Source organism: Achromobacter sp. 10T422, from assembly GCF_056394065.1.
On sequence record NZ_JBFTHD010000003.1, the window covers coordinates 581,821 to 603,142 of the forward strand.

At 64.4% G+C, this 21,322-nt stretch carries 17 protein-coding genes; 12 read left to right on the top strand and 5 right to left on the bottom strand.

What is annotated here, in order from left to right; translation table 11 throughout:
- Positions 1-5 precede the first annotated feature (5 nt).
- Both manD and AC1DB0_RS10270 read left to right on the top strand, forming a co-directional pair.
- Entirely contained in the window at positions 6-1,217 is a 1,212-nt protein-coding gene (gene manD, locus AC1DB0_RS10265) for a D-mannonate dehydratase ManD (RefSeq protein WP_054421299.1), read from the top strand.
- Complete coding sequence (locus AC1DB0_RS10270; protein ID WP_476757447.1) at positions 1,205-2,926, top strand: mannitol dehydrogenase family protein; 1,722 nt, start codon at positions 1,205-1,207, stop codon at positions 2,924-2,926. Before manD ends, AC1DB0_RS10270 begins: the two co-directional genes overlap by 13 nt.
- A 1-nt stretch (position 2,927) precedes the next feature.
- Here the strand turns inward: AC1DB0_RS10270 and AC1DB0_RS10275 are convergent, their stop codons facing one another.
- Positions 2,928-3,698, bottom strand: coding sequence for a class I SAM-dependent methyltransferase (locus tag AC1DB0_RS10275; protein ID WP_054421301.1), 771 nt, complete (start codon positions 3,696-3,698; stop codon positions 2,928-2,930).
- Positions 3,699-3,791: 93 nt separating this feature from the next.
- Between AC1DB0_RS10275 and AC1DB0_RS10280 the strand changes: the two genes are divergently transcribed.
- On the top strand, positions 3,792-4,622 hold the full coding sequence (locus AC1DB0_RS10280; protein ID WP_054421302.1) for a helix-turn-helix transcriptional regulator: 831 nt from the start codon (positions 3,792-3,794) through the stop codon (positions 4,620-4,622).
- A 23-nt stretch (positions 4,623-4,645) separates the two neighbouring features.
- Here the strand turns inward: AC1DB0_RS10280 and mutY are convergent, their stop codons facing one another.
- On the bottom strand, positions 4,646-5,734 hold the full coding sequence (gene mutY / locus AC1DB0_RS10285; RefSeq protein WP_454668223.1) for an A/G-specific adenine glycosylase: 1,089 nt from the start codon (positions 5,732-5,734) through the stop codon (positions 4,646-4,648).
- Positions 5,735-5,892: 158 nt separating this feature from the next.
- Between mutY and AC1DB0_RS10290 the strand changes: the two genes are divergently transcribed.
- A complete protein-coding gene (locus tag AC1DB0_RS10290) occupies positions 5,893-9,504 on the top strand; it encodes an indolepyruvate ferredoxin oxidoreductase family protein (RefSeq protein ID WP_441371442.1) in 3,612 nt (1,203 codons plus the stop codon).
- Between the two features lie 1,096 nt (positions 9,505-10,600).
- Here the strand turns inward: AC1DB0_RS10290 and glpK are convergent.
- Both glpK and AC1DB0_RS10300 read right to left on the bottom strand, forming a co-directional pair.
- Complete coding sequence (gene glpK / locus AC1DB0_RS10295; protein ID WP_476758652.1) at positions 10,601-12,130, bottom strand: glycerol kinase GlpK; 1,530 nt, start codon at positions 12,128-12,130, stop codon at positions 10,601-10,603.
- Positions 12,117-13,571, bottom strand: a complete 1,455-nt coding sequence (locus AC1DB0_RS10300) for a DHA2 family efflux MFS transporter permease subunit (protein WP_175172045.1) — start codon at positions 13,569-13,571, stop codon at positions 12,117-12,119. The genes glpK and AC1DB0_RS10300 overlap by 14 nt, the downstream gene beginning before the upstream one ends.
- Positions 13,572-13,670: 99 nt before the next feature.
- On the opposite strand from AC1DB0_RS10300, the gene AC1DB0_RS10305 reads away from it, so the two are divergent.
- From AC1DB0_RS10305 to AC1DB0_RS10320, 4 genes are all read left to right on the top strand, one after another.
- Positions 13,671-13,859, top strand: coding sequence for a DUF3460 family protein (locus tag AC1DB0_RS10305; RefSeq protein ID WP_050447026.1), 189 nt, complete (start codon positions 13,671-13,673; stop codon positions 13,857-13,859).
- A 16-nt stretch (positions 13,860-13,875) separates the two neighbouring features.
- Complete coding sequence (locus AC1DB0_RS10310; RefSeq protein WP_054421308.1) at positions 13,876-14,766, top strand: segregation and condensation protein A; 891 nt, start codon at positions 13,876-13,878, stop codon at positions 14,764-14,766.
- Positions 14,767-14,802: 36 nt separating this feature from the next.
- A complete protein-coding gene (gene panC, locus AC1DB0_RS10315; protein ID WP_054421309.1) occupies positions 14,803-15,657 on the top strand; it encodes a pantoate--beta-alanine ligase in 855 nt (284 codons plus the stop codon).
- 136 nt (positions 15,658-15,793) lie between these two features.
- Positions 15,794-16,348 carry a response regulator transcription factor gene (locus tag AC1DB0_RS10320; protein ID WP_476758524.1) on the top strand — a complete coding sequence of 185 codons (555 nt, stop codon included), beginning with the start codon at positions 15,794-15,796 and terminating at the stop codon, positions 16,346-16,348.
- 124 nt (positions 16,349-16,472) lie between these two features.
- On the opposite strand, the gene AC1DB0_RS10325 is transcribed toward AC1DB0_RS10320, so the two are convergent.
- Positions 16,473-17,240, bottom strand: coding sequence for a copper resistance protein NlpE N-terminal domain-containing protein (locus AC1DB0_RS10325; RefSeq protein WP_427947096.1), 768 nt, complete (start codon positions 17,238-17,240; stop codon positions 16,473-16,475).
- 193 nt (positions 17,241-17,433) lie between these two features.
- On the opposite strand from AC1DB0_RS10325, the gene AC1DB0_RS10330 reads away from it, so the two are divergent.
- The 4 genes from AC1DB0_RS10330 (at position 17,434) to AC1DB0_RS10345 (ending at position 21,314) form a co-directional block, all read left to right on the top strand.
- Entirely contained in the window at positions 17,434-18,291 is an 858-nt protein-coding gene (locus AC1DB0_RS10330) for a prepilin peptidase (RefSeq protein ID WP_476758523.1), read from the top strand.
- A 163-nt stretch (positions 18,292-18,454) separates the two neighbouring features.
- Complete coding sequence (gene coaE, locus AC1DB0_RS10335) at positions 18,455-19,072, top strand: dephospho-CoA kinase (RefSeq protein WP_476758522.1); 618 nt, start codon at positions 18,455-18,457, stop codon at positions 19,070-19,072.
- Positions 19,073-19,143: 71 nt separating this feature from the next.
- Positions 19,144-19,896 (top strand): cell division protein ZapD, encoded by a 753-nt coding sequence (gene zapD / locus AC1DB0_RS10340; RefSeq protein WP_054421418.1) that lies wholly within the window; start codon positions 19,144-19,146, stop codon positions 19,894-19,896.
- Positions 19,897-20,036: 140 nt separating this feature from the next.
- Positions 20,037-21,314 carry an MdtA/MuxA family multidrug efflux RND transporter periplasmic adaptor subunit gene (locus AC1DB0_RS10345; RefSeq protein WP_054421313.1) on the top strand — a complete coding sequence of 426 codons (1,278 nt, stop codon included), beginning with the start codon at positions 20,037-20,039 and terminating at the stop codon, positions 21,312-21,314.
- Positions 21,315-21,322: the final 8 nt, after the last annotated feature.

The following is a 21,322-nucleotide window of genomic DNA, read 5'->3' on the forward strand; positions in this document are numbered from 1 at the left end:
CCACGATGAAAATTACGAATGCACGCGTGATTGTCTGTTCGCCGGGCCGCAATTTCGTGACCCTGAAAATTGAAACCGATCAGGGCCTGACCGGCATTGGCGACGCCACGCTGAACGGGCGCGAGCTGGCCGTGTCGGCATACCTGACCGAACACGTCATCCCCTGCCTGATCGGGCGCGATGCGCATCAGATCGAAGACATCTGGCAGTACCTGTACAAGGGCGCGTACTGGCGGCGCGGGCCCGTCACCATGACGGCGATTGCCGCGGTGGACACCGCGCTGTGGGACTTGAAAGCCAAGGCGGCCGGCCTGCCGCTGTATCAGCTGCTGGGCGGCAAGAGCCGCAGCGGCGTCATGGTCTACGGACACGCCAACGGGTCTGACATTGAGCATACCGTTGACGAAGTGCTGCGCTACGCCGACATGGGCTACCGCGCCATCCGCGCGCAAAGCGGCGTGCCGGGTCTGGACAAGGTGTATGGCGTGGGGCGCGGCAATCTGTTCTACGAACCGGCCGATGCCGACTTGCCCAGCGAACACGACTGGTCCACCGAAAAATACCTGCGGCACACGCCGCAACTGTTTGAACGCATTCGCGAAAAGCTGGGCTTCGACCATCATCTGCTGCACGACGTGCATCACCGCCTGACACCCATCGAAGCCGGGCGGCTGGGCAAGTCGCTGGAACCCTACAACCTGTTCTGGATGGAAGACGCCACGCCCGCTGAAAACCAGGACGCCTTCCGGCTGATCCGGCAGCACACCACCACGCCGCTGGCGGTGGGCGAGATTTTCAATTCCATCTGGGACTGCAAGGACCTGGTGCAGAACCAGTTGATCGACTACATCCGGACCACCGTCGTGCACGCAGGCGGCATCACGCATCTGCGCCGCATTGCGGATCTGGCGTCGCTGTATCAGGTACGCACGGGTTGCCACGGCGCGACCGATCTGTCGCCCGTGTGCATGGGCGCGGCGCTGCATTTTGACTTGTGGGTGCCGAACTTCGGCATCCAGGAATACATGCGCCACACCGAAGAAACCGACGCCGTCTTCCCGCACGCGTACACGTTTGATCAGGGCATGCTGTATCCGGGCGACGTGCCGGGGCACGGCGTGGATATCGACGAAGCGTTGGCCGCCAAGTATCCGTATAAGCGCGCGTATCTGCCGGTGAACCGCTTGCAGCAGGACGGGACGCTATGGAATTGGTAGCGGACGGCGCGGCGCGTTTGACGCCCGCGCGTCTGGGTCTGCTACCGCCCGGCGTGGCGCGCCCTGCGTACGACCGAAGCGCGCTGCGTGTCGGCATCGTGCATCTGGGGCTGGGCGCGTTTGTGCGCGCGCATCTGGCTGCGGTCAATGAGGCGGCCATTAATGAATCCGTCATTCACCCCGCCGCGCCGCTTGCCGGGGCGGCGCGTTGTTGGGGCATCTGCGGCGTATCGTTGCGCCATGCCGATACGCGCGATGCCCTGGCGCCGCAAGACGGTCTGTACACGTTGGCCCTGCGCAGCGCTAGCGCAGACGGGCGGCCGCAACAGCATTTGGCAGTGATTGGATGCTTGCGTGAAATGCTGGTCGCGCCTGAAGACCCGCAGGCCGTGCTGGCGCGCATTGCGCACGCGGACACGCGGATTGTCAGCGTCACCGTCACCGAGAAAGGCTATTGCCATGATCCGGCCAGTGGCCTGTTGAACCTGAACCACCCCGATATCCAGCATGATCTGTCGCACCCGCGTGCGCCGCGCAGCACTATCGGGTTCATCGTGCGGGGGCTGCAACAACGCTACGCGGCAGGGCGCAATGGCATCACGTTGATGTCGCTGGATAACCTGCCCAGCAATGGCCATTTGTTGCGCGGCATGGTGGTCGCCTTCGCGCAGAAAATCGATTCTGCATTGGCGCAATGGATCGCATCGCATTGCACCTTTCCCTGTTCGATGGTGGACCGCATCGTGCCGCGCACAACGGACGACGATCGGCGCGATGTGGCGCAGGTGCTGGGCGTGCATGACGCGTGGCCGGTGGTGGCCGAGCCCTATCTGGAATGGGTGGTGGAAGACCACTTTGCCGCGGGCCGGCCAGACTGGACGGCCGGCGGCGCGCGCTTTGTGGCACACGCCGCGCCCTTTGAAACGCTGAAGCTGCGCACCGTTAATGGCGCGCATTCGGCGCTGGCGTATTTGTCAGTGATGGCGGGTTGGGACACGGTCGACCAGGCGATGGCGCAGCCCGCATTGAAGGCCTATCTGGCCGCGTTGCTGCGCGAAGACATCGTGCCGACCTTGCCGGAATTGCCTGGTCTGGACCTGACGCAATACCAAGCACGCCTGTTGCAACGCTTCGCCAATCCCGCGTTGAAACATCAGACCCGGCAGATCGCGATGGACGGCTCGCAGAAATTACCGCAGCGCTTGCTGGACACGGTGCGTGCGCGCTTGGCGCAAGATTTGCCGATCAATGGACTGGCGCTGGCTGTGGCGGCGTGGCTGCATTTTTTGCGCGGCGTGGATGAGGCGGGGCGACGCTACGATATCCAGGACCCGATGGCCGATGCGCTTGCGAAGTGCTACGCGCAGGCCGAGCAGGCGGTGGCCAATAGGAAAGTCGATAGGAAAAGCGATAGGCAAAGCGATAGGCAATGCGATAGGCAAAGCGATAGGCAAAGCGATAGGCAAAGCGATAGGCAATGCGGCCAGGACCATGCCAATCAAGGTTGCCATAGCAGCCCCGACGATAGCGCCGAAGCGGATGCAACGCGGGTCTGGGTGCAAACGTTGACCGGCCTCGCGCCCGTCTTCGGAGATGATCTGGGCCAGGACCCGCGCTTTGTGCGCGCCGTGGTGCTAGCGGTGCACTCCCTACGTGCGCGGGGCGTGGCGGGGGCGCTGGCAGCGTTTACCGCCAGCCCCACAAGCTGAATCAGCCCGGCTTCTTCACCACGATGGTCGCCGTGTCGCTGGTGAAAGAGCTGTCTTCCTTCACGTCGAAGTGCGCACGCACCACGTCAGGCGCAATGCCGAACATATGGCGCAGCGCGGCCACCAGCGTGTCGGGCGTGCGCATGCGCGTGACCCAGGTCTGGAATTCCAGCGGCAGGCGGCGCGGCGACAAGCCTTGCAGCGTGAAGCCGGCCTCGGTCAGCATGCGGGTCCATTCGGCCACCGAGTAGTCGCGCACGTGCGAGGTGTCGCGCAACACTTCGATGGTCTGCAACCACGTGTCCAACAACGGTTCGCCCGGCGACACCACATCGGCAAACACAGCGATGCCGCCCGGCTTCAGCACGCGAAACGCTTCGCGCAGGCCGCGGCCGGCGTCTTGCCAGTGATGCGTGGAATAGCGCGACATCACCAGGTCGAACTCGCCGTCGGCAAACGGCAGGTACTCGGCCTTGCCCTGACGGGTGACCAGATTGTTCAGGCCGCGCTTGGCCGCTTCGCCCGCGACCACGTCCAGCATCTGCTGCGACAGGTCATACGCGGTGACGTGCTTCACTTCGGGCGCCACGTGAAAGCTCACGTGGCCGCCACCACAGCCCAAGTCCAGCACGCGCGCATCGGGGTGCTGGCGGGCGACGTCTGCCATTTGCAGCAGGTCTTCGCCTTGGGCGTGGACGGCGCTGGTCAGGTAGGCCGTGGCGCGCGGGCTGAACTGGCGGTCGACGGCGGCGTCGTGGGTGCTGGCGGTCATGAATGTCCTTTAGGGGCGTTGTGCGAAAAGTCAGGTGCAGGCGCTAAGATAGGCCGACCCTTATACACGTACAAGCCCATTGCTTATCCTGGTATGACTACTTCCCCCCATGGCGCCGCCAGCCAAGACGGTTCGCCCTTGCGCCGTCAGGCATTGGGCGAATTTGTGCGCAGCGCCCGTTCCCGCATCACGCCGCAGATGGCCGGACTGCCCGAAGGCATGCGCCGCCGCACGCCGGGCCTGCGCCGCGAAGAGGTCGCGCAACTGTGCGGCATCAGCGTCACCTGGTACACGTGGATCGAGCAGGGGCGGGAAGTCTCCGTGTCGCCGTCCGTGTGGTCGCGCATTGCGGGCGTGCTGCAACTGGCGCGCGCCGAACGCGCCTATCTTTTTGATCTGGCCGACTGCGCCGATCCTCAACATGCACGCGACGACGCGGGCGGCGCGCCCGGCCCCTTGCAAGAATGCGTGAACGCGATCAACGCGCCGGCCTATGTGCTGGACCGCGCCTGGAACGTGCTGGCCTACAACGAGCCGCTGCGCGACCTGTTCGACGATTGGCCCACGCGCGACCCCGAACCGAACCTGCTGCGCTACATCTTCATGGACCCCGCCGCGCGCGATCTCGTCGTGGACTGGGACCAGCGTGCGCGCCGTGTGGTGGCGGAATTCCGCGCCGACGCGGGCGCGCATCTGGACGAGGCCGCCGTGCTGGGTTTGCTGGATACGCTTAGCCGCCAAAGCCCCGTTTTCGCCCACTGGTGGACGCGGCATGCCGTGGTGGAGCGCGAAGGCGGCTTGCGGGAATTCCAGCATCCGCGTGACGGCAAGCTGGCGTTTCAGCAGATCACGTTCCGGCTGGCGACGCATCCGGATCTGAAGCTGGTGATGTTGTTGAGCGGTGCGGTGCAAGCCGAGGCGTGATCACGCCCCGGCCAGCCTGCGCCTCAGGGCTTGGCTGAAGAAAACAGGCTGTCCTGCATGCCGGCATCCACCAGGCCTTGCAGCAATTTCTTCACCGGTGCGGGCAGCGCCATCGTCGCCAGCTTGTCTGCATGCACCCATCGTTCAGGCAGTGCGGATTCGCGCAAACCGGCTGCGCGCACGGGCACCAGCCAAGGCCGGATGTGCAAGCGGTAGTGCGTGAAGGTGTGGGCGAACGCCGCGAGTTCGAAGCGTTGTTCGGGCTCCAGGCCCAGCGCGCGCGAGGCGGCGTCGGGGTCGCCCGCGATGTCGAATTCCGGAAGGCTCCACAGCCCGCCCCAGATGCCGGGCTCGGGCCGTTGCTGCAACAGGAAAGCGCCCTGGTGTTGGAGCACGAGCATACAGGTCTCGCGTTCCGGAATGGCCTTGCGCACTTTCGGCGTGGGCAGTTCAGCCTGGCGGCCTTCGCGGCGGGCTACGCAGCTGCCGGCCACCGGGCATTTGTCGCAAGCGGGTTTGCCGCGCGTGCAGAGCGTGGCGCCCAAGTCCATCAACCCTTGCGTGTAGGCCGCCATGTCCAGGCCCGGCGCGGCGTCGACTTGCGCGTCGGCCAGCGCCCATAGCCGCGTTTCGACGTCGCGCTTGGACGGGTCGCCGGCAATGCCGAAGTGGCGGGTGAAGACACGTTTGACGTTGCCATCCAGGATGGGAGACCGCTCGCCATACGCGAACGCCGCAATGGCCGCCGCCGTGGACCGGCCAATGCCGGGCAGGGTGGCGATGTCTTCGGCGGTGGGCGGGAAGCGGCCGTTCCAGTCGCGCGCGATTTCCTGCGCGCAGCGATGCAGGTTGCGGGCGCGCGCGTAGTAACCCAGGCCGGCCCAGTACGGCATCACGTCTTCCTGGGCGGCGGCGGCCAGCGCGGCAACGTCCGGGAAGCGTTGCAGGAAGCGGTCGTAATACGGGATGACGGTGGCCACTTGCGTCTGCTGCAACATGATCTCGGACAGCCAGATCCGATACGGGTCACGTGTGTTTTGCCAGGGCAGATCGTGGCGGCCATGCTGGCGTTGCCAGGCGACGATTCGAGGGGCGAATTCCATGGCGCACATTATCGCATCGCCCTATTGCCGGGGTGGGGGCAAGCGGTTACAACTGGCAGAGCTAAGCGCGCGAGCGCATCACTTCACTTTCACGGCCCTTGTTGGCCCGCGTGCGCCCAAGCGCGCGACGCGAAGCTGGTGGGGGCATCCAGGATCTTGGAGTAGACATGAATGCCCCCCTTACGCCCGCATTGCGCGCGGCGCTTGAATCCGTCCAACTTGACGACAAGTACACACTGGAATCCGGCCGCGCCTGGATGAGCGGCATCCACGCCCTGGTCCGCCTGCCCATGATGCAGCGGGTGCGCGACGCACGCGCGGGCTTGAACACGGCGGGCTTTGTGTCGGGGTATCGGGGGTCGCCCTTGGGCGGCGTCGACCAGAACATGTGGAAGGCGGCCAAGTACTTGAAGGCCCATCACGTAGAGTTTCAGCCCGGCATCAACGAAGACCTGGCGGCCACCGCCGTCTGGGGCTCGCAGCAGGTCAACCTGTTTCCGGGCGCGAAGTACGACGGCGTCTTTGGCATGTGGTACGGCAAGGGTCCAGGCGTGGACCGTTGCGGCGACGTCTTCAAGCACGCCAACGCGGCAGGCACGTCGCGCCACGGTGGCGTGCTGGTGGTGGCGGGCGACGACCATCCAGCCAAGTCGTCGACCTTGCCGCATCAAAGCGACCACATCCTGAAGGCCTGTATGATCCCGGCGCTGTTTCCGGCCAGCGTCCAAGAGGTGCTGGATTACGGATTGCACGGCTGGGCCATGAGCCGGTACGCGGGCGTGTGGGTAGGCATGAAATGCATCACCGACATTGTGGAAGTGTCGGCCTCGGTGGACGTGGACCCGCATCGCGTGCGCATCCAGCTGCCCGAAGATTTTCTGATGCCGCCCGACGGCTTGAACATCCGGATTCCCGACACGCCGCTGCAACAAGAAGCGCGCCTGCTCGACTACAAGCTTTACGCCGCGCTGGCTTACGCCCGCGCCAACAAGCTCAACCGTGAACTCTGGCACGTGCCCGAGCGCGATGCGCGCTTTGGCATCATGACGTCCGGCAAGGCCTATCTGGACACGCGCCAGGCGCTGTCCGACCTGGGCTTGTCGGAAGACGTATGCCGGCGCATCGGGCTGCGTCTCTTCAAGGTGGGCATGGTCTGGCCGCTGGAGTCCACCGGCATGCAGCAATTTGCCGAGGGGCTGGACGAGATTCTGGTGGTCGAAGAAAAGCGCCAGGTGCTGGAGTACCAGCTGAAGGAAGAGCTGTTCAGCTGGATCGGCAGCGGCAAGAAGATTCCGCGCGTGGCGGGCAAGTTCGATGACAAGGATGGTGGCGAATGGTCGGTGCCGCAGGGCAACTGGCTGCTGCCCGCGCATTACGAGTTTTCGCCCGCGATGGTGGCGAAAGCCATCGCGTCGCGTTTGCTGCGCTTTGAACTGCCCGCCGAAGTGCGTGCGGGCATCGAGGCGCGGCTGGAGTTCATCCGCGGGCGCGAACAGTTGCTGGCGCGGCCGCGCGTGGTGGAAGAGCGCAAGCCGTGGTTCTGTTCGGGCTGTCCGCACAATACGTCGACGCGTCTGCCAGAGGGTTCGCGCGGCATGGCGGGCATCGGCTGCCACTACATGGTGCGCTGGATGGATCGCAACACCGAGGTCTATACCCAGATGGGCGGCGAGGGCGTGCCGTGGGTAGGCCAAGCGCCGTTCACCGAAGAAAAGCACGTCTTCGCCAACCTGGGGGATGGCACGTATTTCCATTCCGGCCTGCTGGCCATCCGCGCGGCGGTCGCGGCCAAGGTGCCGATCACCTACAAGATCCTGTTCAACGATGCCGTGGCCATGACGGGTGGACAGCCCGTGGACGGCCCCATCAGCGTGCCAATGATCAGCCGGCAGATGGCGGCCGAGGGCATCGAGAAAATCATCGTGGTGACAGACGAGCCCGACAAGTACAAGAGCATGTCCGGCCTGGCGCCAGGCGTGCCGGTGATGCACCGAGACGAGCTTGACGCCGTCATGCGCGACCTGCGCGAACACCCCGGCGTGTCGGTGCTGATCTATGACCAGACCTGCGCCACCGAGAAGCGCCGCCGCCGCAAGCGTGCCGCCTACCCAGACCCCGCGCGCCGCGTCGTCATCAACGAACGCGTGTGCGAAGGCTGTGGCGATTGTTCGCAGAAGTCGCATTGCTTGTCGGTCGAGCCTTTGGAAACCGAGTTCGGCCGCAAGCGCACGATCAACCAATCCAGCTGCAACAAGGACTTTTCCTGTCTGAAGGGCTTTTGCCCCAGCTTCGTTACGGTGGAAGGCGGCAAGCTTAAAAAGCCCAAGGCTTTGTCGCAGGAAGGCGTGATCGACGAAGGCGTGCCGCCGCCGCGCGAGCGTGCGTTGGATGAACCGTACGGCGTCTTCATCGCGGGCGTGGGCGGCACGGGTGTCGTCACCATCGGCCAGTTGCTGGGCATGGCGGCGCACCTGGAAGGCAAGGGCTGTTCGGTGCTGGACATGGCTGGCCTGGCGCAGAAGGGTGGCGCTGTTTATTCGCATGTGGTGCTGGCGAAGTCACCCGACGACCTGATGAATACGCGCGTGGCGATGGGCGAGGCCGACTTGCTGCTGGCGGGCGACCTGGTGGTGGCCACCAGCGCGGAAAGCATGGCGCGGCTGCGTCCGGGGCGCACCCACGCGCTCTTGAACCGCGACAACGCACCCACCGCCGCGTTCGTGTCCAACCCGAACTGGACCTTGCCGGGCGCCAACCTGACGGCGGATCTGCAAGCGGCCTGTGGCAAGGAAAACTTGCACACGGTGGACGCCGCGGCGATGGCGGTGGTGTTGCTGGGCGACGCCATCTACGCGAACCCGTTGATGATGGGATACGCCTATCAAAAGGGCTGGATTCCGCTGTCGCAAGCTGCGCTGTTGCGCGCGATTGAGTTGAACGGGCAGCAAGTCGCCAGCAACATCGCCGCCTTCGCCTGGGGCCGCCGCGCCGCGCACGACATGGCCGATGTGGCACGCGTGTTGGCCAACGGCGGCATGCCGATTGCGCCGCCCGAAGACATCATCGAAATCAAGCGCCCGCGCACCGCTAGCCCGGTGACCGAGCTCAAGAAACCCGCCGGAGAACTGGCGCAGATCGTGGCGGTACGCAAGGCGTTTCTGACGCAGTACCAGAATGAGGCGTATGCAAAGCAGTACACGGATCTGGTCGACAAGGTGACGCACGCCGAGCACGAGGCCACCGGTACAAACCGGCTGGCGATTGCGGTTGCGCGTTACTACTTCAAGCTGATGGCCTACAAGGACGAGTACGAGGTGGCGCGCCTGTATTCAGACGGCGAGTTCGTGAAGAAGGTGAGCGCGCAATTCGAAGGCGACTGGAAGCTGCACTTCCACCTGGCCCCGCCGCTGTTCGCGCGGCGCGACAAGCAGGGGCATCTGATCAAACGCAGCTATGGGCCGGGGATGTTGCGGGTGTTTGGAATGCTTGCGAAGTGGCGGCGCTTGCGGGGGACGAAGCTTGACGTGTTCGGGTATACGGCGGAACGACGCGCGGAGCGCGAGCTGATTCGAGAATACCGGGAGACGATGACGGCGATCTTGTCGAAGTTGAATCGCGGAAATCTGGACCGCGCAGTGGCGTTAGCGAGCGTGCCGGAGGAGATTCGAGGGTACGGACACGTGAAGGAAGAGGCGATGGCTCGGGCGGGGAGGGTGCGGGAGGAGTTGCTGAAGGAATTTAGTGCGAGGGTTGTGGCGATTGGGGTTAGGGCGGCTTGATTTGTGGTTTTTGATTTTTGTTGTGTGGGGGAGTTTGGGGCGGCCGTGGGGGGGGATGGGGCGCGGTTTGGGTTCTTTAGGCGCCCGTGGTGTCGGGGGCCTGGGGTGCGCGGGGCAACGATTGCGGTCCGGAGCCTTCGCTCCGGACTGCCCCGTCGTCATCTTCGTCCAGGCCTTCGGCCTTCCCTTCAGATTCCCTCGGGCTTATCGACGCCCCGCGCACCCCTGGCCCCCGACCCCACGGGCTCTGGAAGTTGCAATCTGACGTCAGCGGGGGCGATCGGGGTTTTTAACGTTCTCTCCACCGGTTTTTGGTGGTGGAAGATCTTGCGGGGCCCGCTCCATGCCGGCCGCGCGGGCGGCCTCGTGGAGCTTACGCGTGGTGGTGCGTCGTCGCGGTGTTCGCTTCGCGTTTGGCTGAATTGATTTTGCAGTCAGACTGCATTTATTGGCATCGCGGGCGGAGGACGGCATTCGGAAAATGCAGTCTGACTCCGAAAATGCAGTCTGACTCGCTCCATGCCCTTCTTGAAAGCTTGCCGCGCTTCAATCATCCCGCGAGGCACGGTCACCCGTTGAACCCCGGTGCGGTGGCGCGCGACGGGTCGGCACGCGCAAAGTAGTGCCGGACGCGCGCCACCCCTTTACCCCCCCAAAAAACGTGGGGGCCCTTTAGCAAACCGTTCTCAATATGCGCGAAAGCGAACATCGCTCAAACGACCGCTAACGCGTATGCCGATCGTGGCCGCCCGCGCGGCCGCGATTCGGCGGGCCCCGACGCACTCGTCACTAAGGCACCCCCTAACAGCGCCCCGACCCAAGACAATGGCAGCCCGTCGGCGCGGTGGCCCTGACTGCGTGCAACCTCGATGCGCCCGAGGGAATCTGAAGGGAAGGCCGTAGGCCTGGACGAAGATGACGAGGGGGAAGTCCGGAGCGAAGGCTCCGGACCGCAATCGTGGGCGCGCGCAGTCAGGGCCACTGCGACGATGGGCGACCTACGAAGATCTTCGACCGCCCCAAAAACACGGACCTACAAAAACACGGACCTACAAAAAAACACGGACCTACAAAACACCAATCGCCCCAAACAAAACTACGCCTTCCCACTCCCCGCAGCCCACCCCTTAGACAACTCCACCGCCTGTCTCCACCGCTTCATTCGCGCCGCTCGAACCGACTCCGGCCACGTCGGCTCAAACGTCCGTTCCGCCTGCCACTTCGACGCGAATTCATCCAGTCCAGACCAGAACCCCACCGCCAGCCCCGCCAACCCAGCGGCCCCCAACGCCGTCGACTCCGACACGCGTGGACGCACCACCGGCACTCCTAGTAGATCTGCCTGCATTTGCATCAGCAGGTMGTTGCGGGCGGCGCCGCCGTCTACGCGTAGTTCGGTCAGCGCGATGCCGCTGTCGCCGTTCATGCAGGTCAGCAGTTCGGCGCTTTGCAGTGCGATGGATTCCAGCGTTGCGCGTGCGATGTGGGCGCGGGTGGTGCCGCGCGTCAGGCCGACCAGCGTGCCGCGCGCGTACGGGTCCCAGTGCGGCGCGCCCAAGCCCGCGAAGGCCGGCACCATGAACACGTCGTCAGTATCTGACACGCTTGCGGCCAGGGACTCAATCTCTTCAGAACGTTGGATGATTCCCAAGCCGTCGCGCAGCCATTGCACCGCCGCGCCCGCCACGAACACGCCGCCTTCCAGCATGTACGTCGGCTTCCAGCTGTCAGCGCCAGACAAAGGCAAACCCCAGCCCACCGTCGACAACAGATGGTTTTTCGATTGCACCGGCTTGTCGCCCACGTTCATCAGCATGAAGCAGCCGGTGCCGTAGGTGTTCTTTGCCATGCCTGGCGTGAAGCAGGCCTGGCCGAAGGTGGCGGCCTGCTGGTCGCCGGCCACGCCTGCGATCGGGATCGAACCGCCCAGCCATTCCGGCAGCGCGTTGCCCACCACCGCGCTGCTGGGCGCGATCTGCGGCAGCACGCTGCGGGGAATTTTCAGCAGGGCCAGGATCTCGTCGTTCCAGTCTTGCGTGTGCAGGTCGAACAGCATCGTGCGCGAGGCGTTGCTCGGGTCGGTACTGTGCACCGCGCCGCCGGTTAGTTGCCAGATCAGCCAGGTGTCGACGGTGCCGAAGGCCAGTTCGCCGCGCTCGGCCATCTGGCGCGCGCCGGGCACGTGGTCCAGCAGCCAGGCGAGCTTCGTGCCTGAGAAATAGGCATCCAGCACCAGCCCCGTGCGCGATTGCAGGAAATCGGCATGGCCGTCCTGCCGCAGCTGATCGCACATCGGCGCGGTGCGGCGGTCTTGCCAGACGATGGCACGCGCCAGCGGGCGGCCCGTCGAGCGCTCCCAGATCAACGTGGTTTCGCGTTGGTTGGTGATGCCGATGGCGGCGATGTCGGCGGCGGTTGCCGCGGCGTTGCGCAGGGCTTCGCGCGCCACGTCCAGCTGGCTGTGCCAGATCTCGCTCGCGTCATGTTCCACCCAGCCCGGACGCGGGTAGTGTTGGCGGAATTCACGCTGGCCGACGCCGCGCACCACGCCTTCGCGGTCGAATACGATGGCTCGGGAGCTGGTCGTGCCCTGGTCCAGGGCTAGGACAAATTCATTCGTCGTCACTTTGTTTGGCGCCGTTCAGGTGTGCCCCGGCCAGCGGCTCAAGGCGTCTAAAGGAGAAGGTCGAGGCCATGCACATGAGGCCGATGACGATGAAGCCGGCGACGACGTCGCTGACCGCAAGCGTCTCGGCGCCGCGCAGGGTCATGCTGACATTCAGCGTAACCGCGGCCACCCCCACGCCCAGACTGATGCCCAGTTGCTGCGCCATGGCGGCGAAGCTGCTGGCGCGGCTCATTTTGGCCGGGGGAATATCGGCATAGGTTAGCGTATTTACCCCCGTGAACTGCAACGACCTGAAGAAGCCGCCCACGAGCAAAATCGCGATCATCAGCCACACTGGCGTGGCGGGCGTGAACGTGGCGCACACCATGATGAACACGCCCGTCAGCAGCGCGTTCACGGTCAGCACGCGGCGAAATCCGAAGTGGCGCACGATGGGGGTGGCCACGAACTTCATCAGCAGCGCGCCCGCGGCGCTGGCGAACGTGATCAGCCCTGCCGAAAACGGGCTCAGACCAAAGCCCACTTGGAGCAGCATGGCCAGCAAAAACGGGGTGGCGCCCACGGCGAAGCGGCACAGATTGCCGCCCAGCGTGGAAATGGCGAAGGTGGGGATACGCATCAACGACAGGTCGATGATGGGATGTTCAATACGGCGGGCGTGCCATGCATACAAAAAGCCGCAAGCCGCGCCCACGGCGATCAGGCCCAGCAGCATCGGCAGCGGCATGATGTCTCGGCCAATCGCCTCGAAACCGCTGACAAGCGCCGCCAGGCAAACGGCGCTAAGCAGAAAGCCCAGCCAGTCCAGGCGCGGGGCGGTCTCTTCCTTGATTTCGGCCACGTAGCGCAGTACCAGCGCAATGCCCAGCACGCCGATGGGGATGTTGATCAGGAAAATCCAGTGCCACGACATATACGTCACCATGAAGCCGCCCAGCGGCGGCCCGATCACCGGGCCAAGCAGGGCCGGGATGGACAAAAACGACATGGCTTTGAGCAAGTCCTGCTTGGGCACCGTGCGCAGCAGGATGATGCGGCCCACCGGCACCATCATCGCGCCCGCCATCCCCTGGATGACCCGGGCGGCGACCAACTGGGGCAGGTCTTGCGAGATTGCGCAGGCGACCGAGCTGAGCGTGAACAGGCCGATCGCGGCCACGAACACCCGGCGGGCGCCGTAGCGGTCGGCCGCCCAGCCGCTCACCGGCACGAACACGGCCACCGACAACAGGTAGGACGTAATGGCCACATTCAGCCGTACGGGTGTGGACCCCAGCGCGCGGGCCATGGCCGGCAGGGCGGTGGCTACGACGGTGGCGTCCAGCATCTGCATGAACAGCGCACAGCCCACAATAAAGGGGATCATGCGAGCCGCACGCACCGCGTCCGGGGTTGAGGGCGGAGCGGGATTGGCGGCTGCTGCGGATTCGGCTGACATGGCGGGAGGGGGCGTTGGATGCCTGACGATTGTAACGCCGGGGGATTGGCCCCGCGTGAAGTAAACTCCCCAGATCTGCAACCTACTGAAATTGGTGCCATGGCGACCAACTACGAATCCGAGATCACCCTTTTCCTGAAAGACTTCAAGCAGTCGCACCCTGGCACGGAAGAACGCCAGCGCGAAGGCCGCGCCCGTCTTTGGGATAAACCGCAAGATTCGGAGCTGCTGGAAGGCTTCCGCGCCGCCCGCGTGCCGCAAAAACCCTACGTGTATTCGGCAGACTGATCGCATTGCGGCAGACATGTCCCAAAACCCTTCAGTTCCTGGCGAGGCGTTAGCCAAGCTGGTGGCGCCGCCTGTGGACAGCACGCCTGACACCGTCGATAGCGTGGCCTTCGCGCGCCTGTACGGTGAACCGCTGTTCCAGATGCCGACGGATCTTTACATTCCGCCGGACGCGCTGGAAATCTTCCTGGAAGCGTTTGAAGGGCCGCTGGACCTGCTGCTGTACCTGATCCGCAAGCAGAACTTCAACGTTCTGGACATCCCCATGGCGGATGTCACGCGGCAGTACCTGTCATATGTGGACCAGATCCGCATCACCAACCTGGAGCTGGCGGCCGAATATCTGCTGATGGCCGCCATGCTGATCGAGATCAAGTCGCGCATGCTGCTGCCGGTGAAAAAGACCGACACCGGCGAAGAGCCCGAAGATCCCCGCGCTGAACTGGTTCGCCGCCTGCTCGAATATGAACAGATGAAGCTGGCCGCCCAAAAGCTGGACAAGCTGCCGCAGTTGGGCCGCGACTTCGTCAGCAGCCAGGCCGTGGCCGACCTGAGCGTCGAGCGCATGATGCCCGAAGTCAGCGTGGACGACCTGCGCCAGGCGTGGGCCGACATCATGAAGCGCGCCAAGCTGAACCAGCATCACCACATCACGCGCGAACAGCTGTCCGTGCGCGATCACATGACGCATATCCTGCGGCGCCTGAACGATGTGCGCTTCATGGAATTCGGCGACCTGTTCATGGAGCGCGTCCGCGAAGGCGCGCCCGCGGCGGTCGTCGTTGTGCATTTCATCGCCATGCTGGAGTTGGCCCGCGAATCCCTGCTTGAGATCACGCAGGCCGAGCCCTATGCGCCCATCTACGTGCGCCTGGCCTATACCAGCGTGGCGGCGGTCGCGGCCTGATCCTGACCGGGCTGCCCCCAACCCCGGAGAGTCCCCTTGAAAGTCGTACACACCATCCAGGAATTGCGCGATCACCTGCGCGGACAGAACCGCGTGTCGTTCGTGCCTACGATGGGCAACCTGCACGAAGGCCACCTGTCACTGATGAAGCTGGCGCGCCAGCACGGCGACCCTGTCGTGGCCAGCATCTTCGTGAACCGCCTGCAATTCGGGCCCAACGAAGACTTCGACCAGTACCCGCGCACGCTGGCGGCCGACATCGAAAAGCTGGAGCAGGCGCGCGACGTTTACGTATTGTTCGCGCCGAACGAGCGCGAGATGTATCCCGAGCCGCAGAACTACCGCGTCCAGCCGCCTGACGATCTGGGCGACATCCTGGAAGGCGAGTTCCGCCCGGGCTTCTTCGAAGGCGTCAGCACGGTGGTGTTGAAGCTGTTCTCTTGCGTGCAGCCGCGTGTGGCCGTGTTCGGCAAGAAGGACTATCAACAGCTGATGGTGGTGCGCAACATGTGCCGCCAGTTCCAGCTGCCCGTGGAAGTGCTGGCGCATGAGACCGTGCGCGCTGATGATGGCCTGGCGCTGTCGTCGCGCAACCGCTATCTGACCGAAGGCGAACGCGCCGAGGCGCCGGCGCTGTATGCCGCGCTGCAAAACATCGGCCATCGGTTGGCGCAAGGCGAGCGCGACGCGCTGGCCCTGGAACGCGACGCCGCTGCGCATCTGACCCAGCGCGGCTGGAAGGTGGACTACGTGGCGCTGCGCCGTCAACGTGATCTGAAACGCCCCGAAGCCGCCGACTTGCAAGCCGGCGAACCCGTGGTGGTGCTGGCGGCTGCGAAGCTGGGCGCCACGCGGTTGATCGACAATCTGGAACTGGTCTACAAGGCCTGATATCCGGTTCAGGGCGGGGCGCGCGAGGGTCTTTTGGCCATTGCGGCGGCCCGACCCTGACAGAATTGCTAGCTTCCGCCGTTTTAGGGGGCCGGGCAGACTTCTTGTAATCCTACATTGCAAAAATGAGTCGCCCATGCAAGTTCCCCGTCACGATCTTGAATCGGTCTTGTCCGCACTGACGCCTCGCGAAAGAGAAATCGTCGGCCTGGTGGCGGCGGGTCGGCCCAACAAGGTCATCGCCATCGACCTGGGCATTTCGCTGCGCACCGCCGAAGCCCATCGCGCCCGCATCTTCGCCAAGCTCGACGCCCGCAATGCCATGCAGTTGGCGTGCCGGCTGTGCGCCCACGGGCGTTCAGGGTCGTCGCCGATTCTGAATGCAGTGGAATTGGACGCCGCGGGTGACGATGTGGCGGATGGGGCGGGGGCTACTGCTACTGCCACTGCCACTGCTGCTGCCACTGCCAATGCTGGTGCCACTGCCAATGCTGCTGCCACTGCTGCTGCTGCTGCTGCTGCTGCTGCTGCTGCTGCTGCTGCTGCTGCTGCTGCTGTTCAAGCTGCGGTTCCTGCTCCCGCTGCGATCCCGGTCCAGTCCGCCGCAATGGCCCGCCATGTGCTGCACGAACCGCCGGCGGAATATGGCGCGTGCCCCGCTGAATCAGGAGCCCAGAACCATGATCCCTGAATGTGTTCGCGCCAAAAGAATCGGGCCCGCCGAACAGGGAGTTCGGCGGGCCCGGCGGATACTGGCTCAGGCAGGTGCTGATTCAGCCAAGCTGCCAGATCGCTGGCGGCTGGCCGTCAAGCCATCAAGGGCACTGCGGCGCTTGGGCCTTGGCCAACTCGTCAATCGGGTCAAGGTCCGGCTGGCGGGTCAGGTTGTAGTTCAGGTTCGGCGTCTGGCCCGCGATGGAACGCACGCGCAGCACGTTGTTGGCGGCCACCAGGAATTCCGCGCGGGCGTTGCCCTTGCTGTCCATCAGGATGACGCGCGGCGGGCGCTCGTCGGTGGCGTCCCAGCAGCCTTGCTCGGTAACGGCGGGGCCCTTGTTAGGGTCATTTTCCAGATAGGCCGTGCGGCCGCGCCACCGGCCATTGGGCGCCAAGGTCAGCGTGACGCGCTGCGCCGTGCATTGCATGGCCGGCGAGAAACACGGCAGCGTGCCCATGTAGGTTTGCGGTTGCGGCACCAGGCTGTGCGCGGCGGCATTGGGTGCGGCGGCCGGAGCCGGGGCGGGGGCAGTATTCGAGCTGGTGTTCTCCGCGCCTTCCGGAACGGCCTGGCCGTCTTCGGTGGTCTGAGCGCCAGCGGCGGGTTGGCCAGACTGGTTTTGCGGCTTGCGCGCATCAGGCTTCAGGGCGATTTGCACTTGCGACGGCGCGCGGATGACGCTGCGGTAGCCAGCGCCCGAACCCTGGTATTGGGCATCGGTCACTGTGCTTTCAACGGGCGGGTCGTAATACCCTTCGCTTTTCTGCTGGGCGCAACCTGCGGCGCCTAGTACGGTACCTGCCAGCAGCAGCCCCATGACGCTAAGTTTGCGGGATCGGGTAACGATGTCGACGCGGGCGGTCATGGCAGCTTATCCGTGAATTGAGTCTGTCTCCGATTTTACGCACTTATGCGAAGATTCGATACGTTCCCTTAGCCACTCTTGGGTGTTGTCAGCACTTTATGCACAATTTACGACAAGGCCGTGGTCAGGCCGCCTGCCTTTTGGTTATCAGCCCAAGGGTTGAGCCGAGCGCGCGCGCGCGTTCGGCCGGAGCATGAGCATCGTGCATCAGGTCTTTGATATGCCCTTGGGGCTCTTCATTGGTATCGCGGCGCTGGCAGGGCTGGCCGTGGGCAATTGGCTGACTGTGCTGACGTATCGCTTGCCGCGCATGATGGAACGCGAATGGCAAGCGCAATGCCTGGACGCGGTGGGCAAGGCGCGTCCCGACAGCCCCGATGGTTTGTTTCGGCCGGCGTCGCATTGCCCTGCTTGCCACGCACCCATTACCGGTTGGCGCCGGCTGCCGCTAGTGGGCTGGTTGATGCTGCGCGGCCGATGCGCGGCTTGCGGGGTTGCCATCAGCTTGCGGTATCCCGCCATCGAACTGCTTACCTGCATCTTGTTCGCCGCCTGTGCATGGCGCTACGGCGCAACGCCCATCGCGCTCTTCGCCATGGGCTTGACGGCGATGCTGGTGGCGCTGGCATGGATCGATTTCGAAACCACGCTGTTGCCCGACGTGCTGACGCAGCCGCTGGTGTGGGCGGGCCTGCTGATCAATCTGTTCGACACGTTCACCACGCTGCCGCTAGCCGTCATCGGTGCGGTCGCGGGCTATGTTTTCTTGTGGGTTATCTTCCATGTGTTCCGCCTGCTGACGGGGCGCGAGGGCATGGGCTATGGCGACTTCAAACTGTTGGCGGCGCTGGGCGCATGGTTTGGCGTTGAGTCCTTGCCCATGTTGTTGTTGGCCGCATCGCTGGTGGGCGTGGTGATCGGGGGCGCCTTGACGTTAAGCGGCCGCGCCAGCCGGGGGCAGCCTTTACCGTTCGGGCCTTATCTGGCGTTGGCCGGTATCGTGATGCTGCTGCTGGGCGGCGATCAAGGCATATGGCAATTCCTGCGCTAGGCAAACGCGGCATCGCCAAGAACGGGCAGCAATAACGGGCAGCAATAACGGCTGGCAAGAACGGCTGGCAAGAACGGCTGGCAAGAACGGCCGGCAGTAACGGCTGGCGACAACGGATAGCAAGACTGATAGCAAGACGGATACCAAGAAAGGGATGAATGGCATGTTCAAGATTGGTCTGACGGGGGGCATCGGCTCGGGCAAGTCCCGCGTGGCGGACATGCTGGGCGAATGGGGCGCGACGCTGGTCGACACCGACGAAATCGCGCGGACGTTGACCGCTGCGCGCGGCGCGGCCATGCCCGCGATTGAACGTGAATTCGGCCCCGATGCCTTGACGCCCGATGGCGCCTTGAACCGCGAATGGATGCGCGAGCGCGCGTTCGCTGACCCGCAAGTCCGGTTGCGTTTGGAAGCGGTTTTGCATCCTGCCATTACTGAAGAAACCAAGCGTCAGGCAGCGGCTGCAACCGGATCGTATCTGGTGTTTGTTGTGCCGCTTTTGGTGGAGTCCTTGCCGCGTTGGCGAGAGCGTGTGGATCGCATCTGCGTGGTGGACTGCGACCCCGACACACAGGTCGCGCGCGTGCAGTCGCGTAGCGGGCTGACGGAGCCAGCCATCAGGCGTATTATGGCGGCACAGGCTGCGCGGGCAAGCCGCCTGGAGGCTGCAGACGACGTCATCACGAACGACGGCGCAACGACTCCAGAGCAATTGCGCGCGCAGGCGAAGACCTTGCATGACCGCTGGCTGTTGCTGGCGACCACAACGGGCCGGTAAGCGACAAGCTTGGCCGGCACCCCTGAATCTCTCGGCCGCTTGGCCGACCACTGATGGGCCTGTCAAAAAGCGTGATCGTTTACGAATATCCCTTCAATGAGCGCATCCGCGCTTATCTGCGATTGGAATACCTGTTCGACAGGTTGTTCTTCTTTGCTCGCGAGGGAGACTCACGCCAACATCAGGTTGCCGTCACATCCCTGTTCGATCTGCTCGACGCGTGTGAACGCACCGACGTCAAAGGCGCCGTGCTGCAAGACCTTGAGCGCCAGCGCATGGCGCTTGTTGGGTTGCGCGACCACCCCGGCGTGGCGCAAGACGCATTGGAAGGCATGTTGCGCGAACTGGAGAGAGTGGCCAGCGCGTTGGCCGCACCCGGCAAGACCGGCCAGTCTTTGCGCGAAAACGAATGGTTGACCAGCTTGCGCGGCCGCCTGTCGGTGCCAGGCAGCGCCACCCAAGTGGACATGCCGTCCTATTTCGCCTGGCAGAACAAATCCGAAGCCGCCCGCTGCGCGGACTTGCAGGCCTGGCTCTCGCCCTTCACCGCCCTCTACGACGGCCTGACCCTGGCCTTGCGTCTGTTGCGCGAGTCCGGCCGCAAAACCGATATCGTCGCCGAGCAGGGGGCCTACCAGCAGATGATGGGTGGCAAGCAGTTCCACCTGTTGCGGGTGTGGGTTGACCCCACCGAAGGCGTATTTCCCGAGATCAGCGCCAATAAGTACATGATCTGGATACGTTTTTCCACGCAAGACGGCGAATTCAAACCCCAGCAAGTCGCCCGTGATGTGGCGTTTCAAATGACGCTGTGTAGTTCGTAGGGTGGGTCCCAGCGCTTATCCCCCCAGTTCTTGAGACCGATTCCTGTTGCGGCCAGTTTCAACTCGGCCTCGCAATGGTAGAAATCCCGACCGACTAGTAGACAATACGGCTTTCCTCCGTCAGTGCCCGGAACCGTTCCATGTCCGAAAGTCGTCCTGTTTCCCCGCCCTCCCGCTGGACCCGCCGCCGCATCGTGGTGTGTGTGGTGTTGCTGCTTGTCGTGGCGGGCATTGCCTGGCTGGTGCTGCGGCCCTCAGCCAAGCAAGGCGGCCCGGCCGGCCCAGGCGGGCGCGCTGCGGGCGGGCGGCCCCCGATGGCTGCCATGGCCAATCTGCCGGTGCCGGTTCGGATTGCGACCGCGTCCACGCAGGACATCGACATCTACCTGAAGTCCCTGGGCACCGTCACTGCCTACAACACCGTTACCGTGCGCAGCCGCGTCAGCGGCGAATTGGTCGACGTGGCGTTCCAGGAAGGCCAGCAAGTCAAAGCAGGCGACCTGCTCGCCCAAGTCGACCCGCGCGCGTTCCAGGTGGCGCTGGATCAGGCGCGCGGCACGCAGATGCAGAATTTGGCGCAGCTGGAAAACGCGCGCCGCGATTTGCAACGCTATCAGGCCCTGTTCAAGCAGGACTCCATCGCCAAGCAGCAGGTCGATACGCAAGCCGCGCTGGTGCGCCAGTACGAAGGCACCGTCAAGAGCGATCAGGCCAACGTGGACAACGCCAAGCTGCAACTGGACTACGCGCGCATCACCGCGCCGATCAGCGGCCGGCTGGGCCTGCGTCAAGTTGACCGTGGCAACCTCGTGTCCAGCGCCGACACCAATGGCCTGGTCGTGATTACGCAGACGCAACCCATTTCCGTGGTGTTCACGCTGCCCGAAACCCAGTTGCCTGAAGTGCGCGGCGAAATCGCGGCCGGCCAGACCCTGAAGGTTGACGCCTATGACCGTGCCGACACCCGCCGCATCGCGACCGGCGTGCTGGAAACGCTGGACAACCAGATCGACGTCACGACTGGCACGTTGAAGCTCAAAGCCAAGTTCGACAACGCCGACGACGCGCTCTTTCCGAACCAGTTCGTCAACGTGCGCCTGCATGTGCTGACGCGCAAAGACGTCACCGCCATTCCCACCGCCGCCATTCAGCAGGGCTCGGCCGGCGCGTTCGTATTCCTGGTGCAGCCTGACAACACGATCGTGGTGCGGCAGGTGAAGCTGGGCGCCATCAACAACGGCATGGTGGCGGTCAACGAAGGTTTGCAGCCGGGCGACCGGGTTGTCACCGAAGGCACCGACCGCCTGCGCGCAGGCGCCAAGGTGGAAATCGTGGGCGGCGCCGAAGTCATTCCCGCCACGCGTGACAAGACGCTGGGCGCGGGTGCGCCGGCCGGCACCACGCCCGCCACCAAGTAAGCCGAGAC

Bases quoted from the DNA above. Each gene is read 5' to 3' on its own strand.
- manD (WP_054421299.1), top strand. From the start codon at position 6: ATGAAAATTACGAATGCACGCGTGATTGTCTGTTCGCCGGGCCGCAAT.
- AC1DB0_RS10270 (WP_476757447.1), top strand. From the start codon at position 1,205: ATGGAATTGGTAGCGGACGGCGCGGCGCGTTTGACGCCCGCGCGTCTG.
- AC1DB0_RS10275 (WP_054421301.1), bottom strand. From the start codon at position 3,698: ATGACCGCCAGCACCCACGACGCCGCCGTCGACCGCCAGTTCAGCCCG.
- AC1DB0_RS10280 (WP_054421302.1), top strand. From the start codon at position 3,792: ATGACTACTTCCCCCCATGGCGCCGCCAGCCAAGACGGTTCGCCCTTG.
- mutY (WP_454668223.1), bottom strand. From the start codon at position 5,734: ATGTGCGCCATGGAATTCGCCCCTCGAATCGTCGCCTGGCAACGCCAG.
- AC1DB0_RS10290 (WP_441371442.1), top strand. From the start codon at position 5,893: ATGAATGCCCCCCTTACGCCCGCATTGCGCGCGGCGCTTGAATCCGTC.
- AC1DB0_RS10300 (WP_175172045.1), bottom strand. From the start codon at position 13,571: ATGTCAGCCGAATCCGCAGCAGCCGCCAATCCCGCTCCGCCCTCAACC.
- AC1DB0_RS10305 (WP_050447026.1), top strand. From the start codon at position 13,671: ATGGCGACCAACTACGAATCCGAGATCACCCTTTTCCTGAAAGACTTC.
- AC1DB0_RS10310 (WP_054421308.1), top strand. From the start codon at position 13,876: ATGTCCCAAAACCCTTCAGTTCCTGGCGAGGCGTTAGCCAAGCTGGTG.
- AC1DB0_RS10320 (WP_476758524.1), top strand. From the start codon at position 15,794: ATGCAAGTTCCCCGTCACGATCTTGAATCGGTCTTGTCCGCACTGACG.
- AC1DB0_RS10325 (WP_427947096.1), bottom strand. From the start codon at position 17,240: ATGACCGCCCGCGTCGACATCGTTACCCGATCCCGCAAACTTAGCGTC.
- AC1DB0_RS10330 (WP_476758523.1), top strand. From the start codon at position 17,434: ATGAGCATCGTGCATCAGGTCTTTGATATGCCCTTGGGGCTCTTCATT.
- coaE (WP_476758522.1), top strand. From the start codon at position 18,455: ATGTTCAAGATTGGTCTGACGGGGGGCATCGGCTCGGGCAAGTCCCGC.
- AC1DB0_RS10345 (WP_054421313.1), top strand. From the start codon at position 20,037: ATGTCCGAAAGTCGTCCTGTTTCCCCGCCCTCCCGCTGGACCCGCCGC.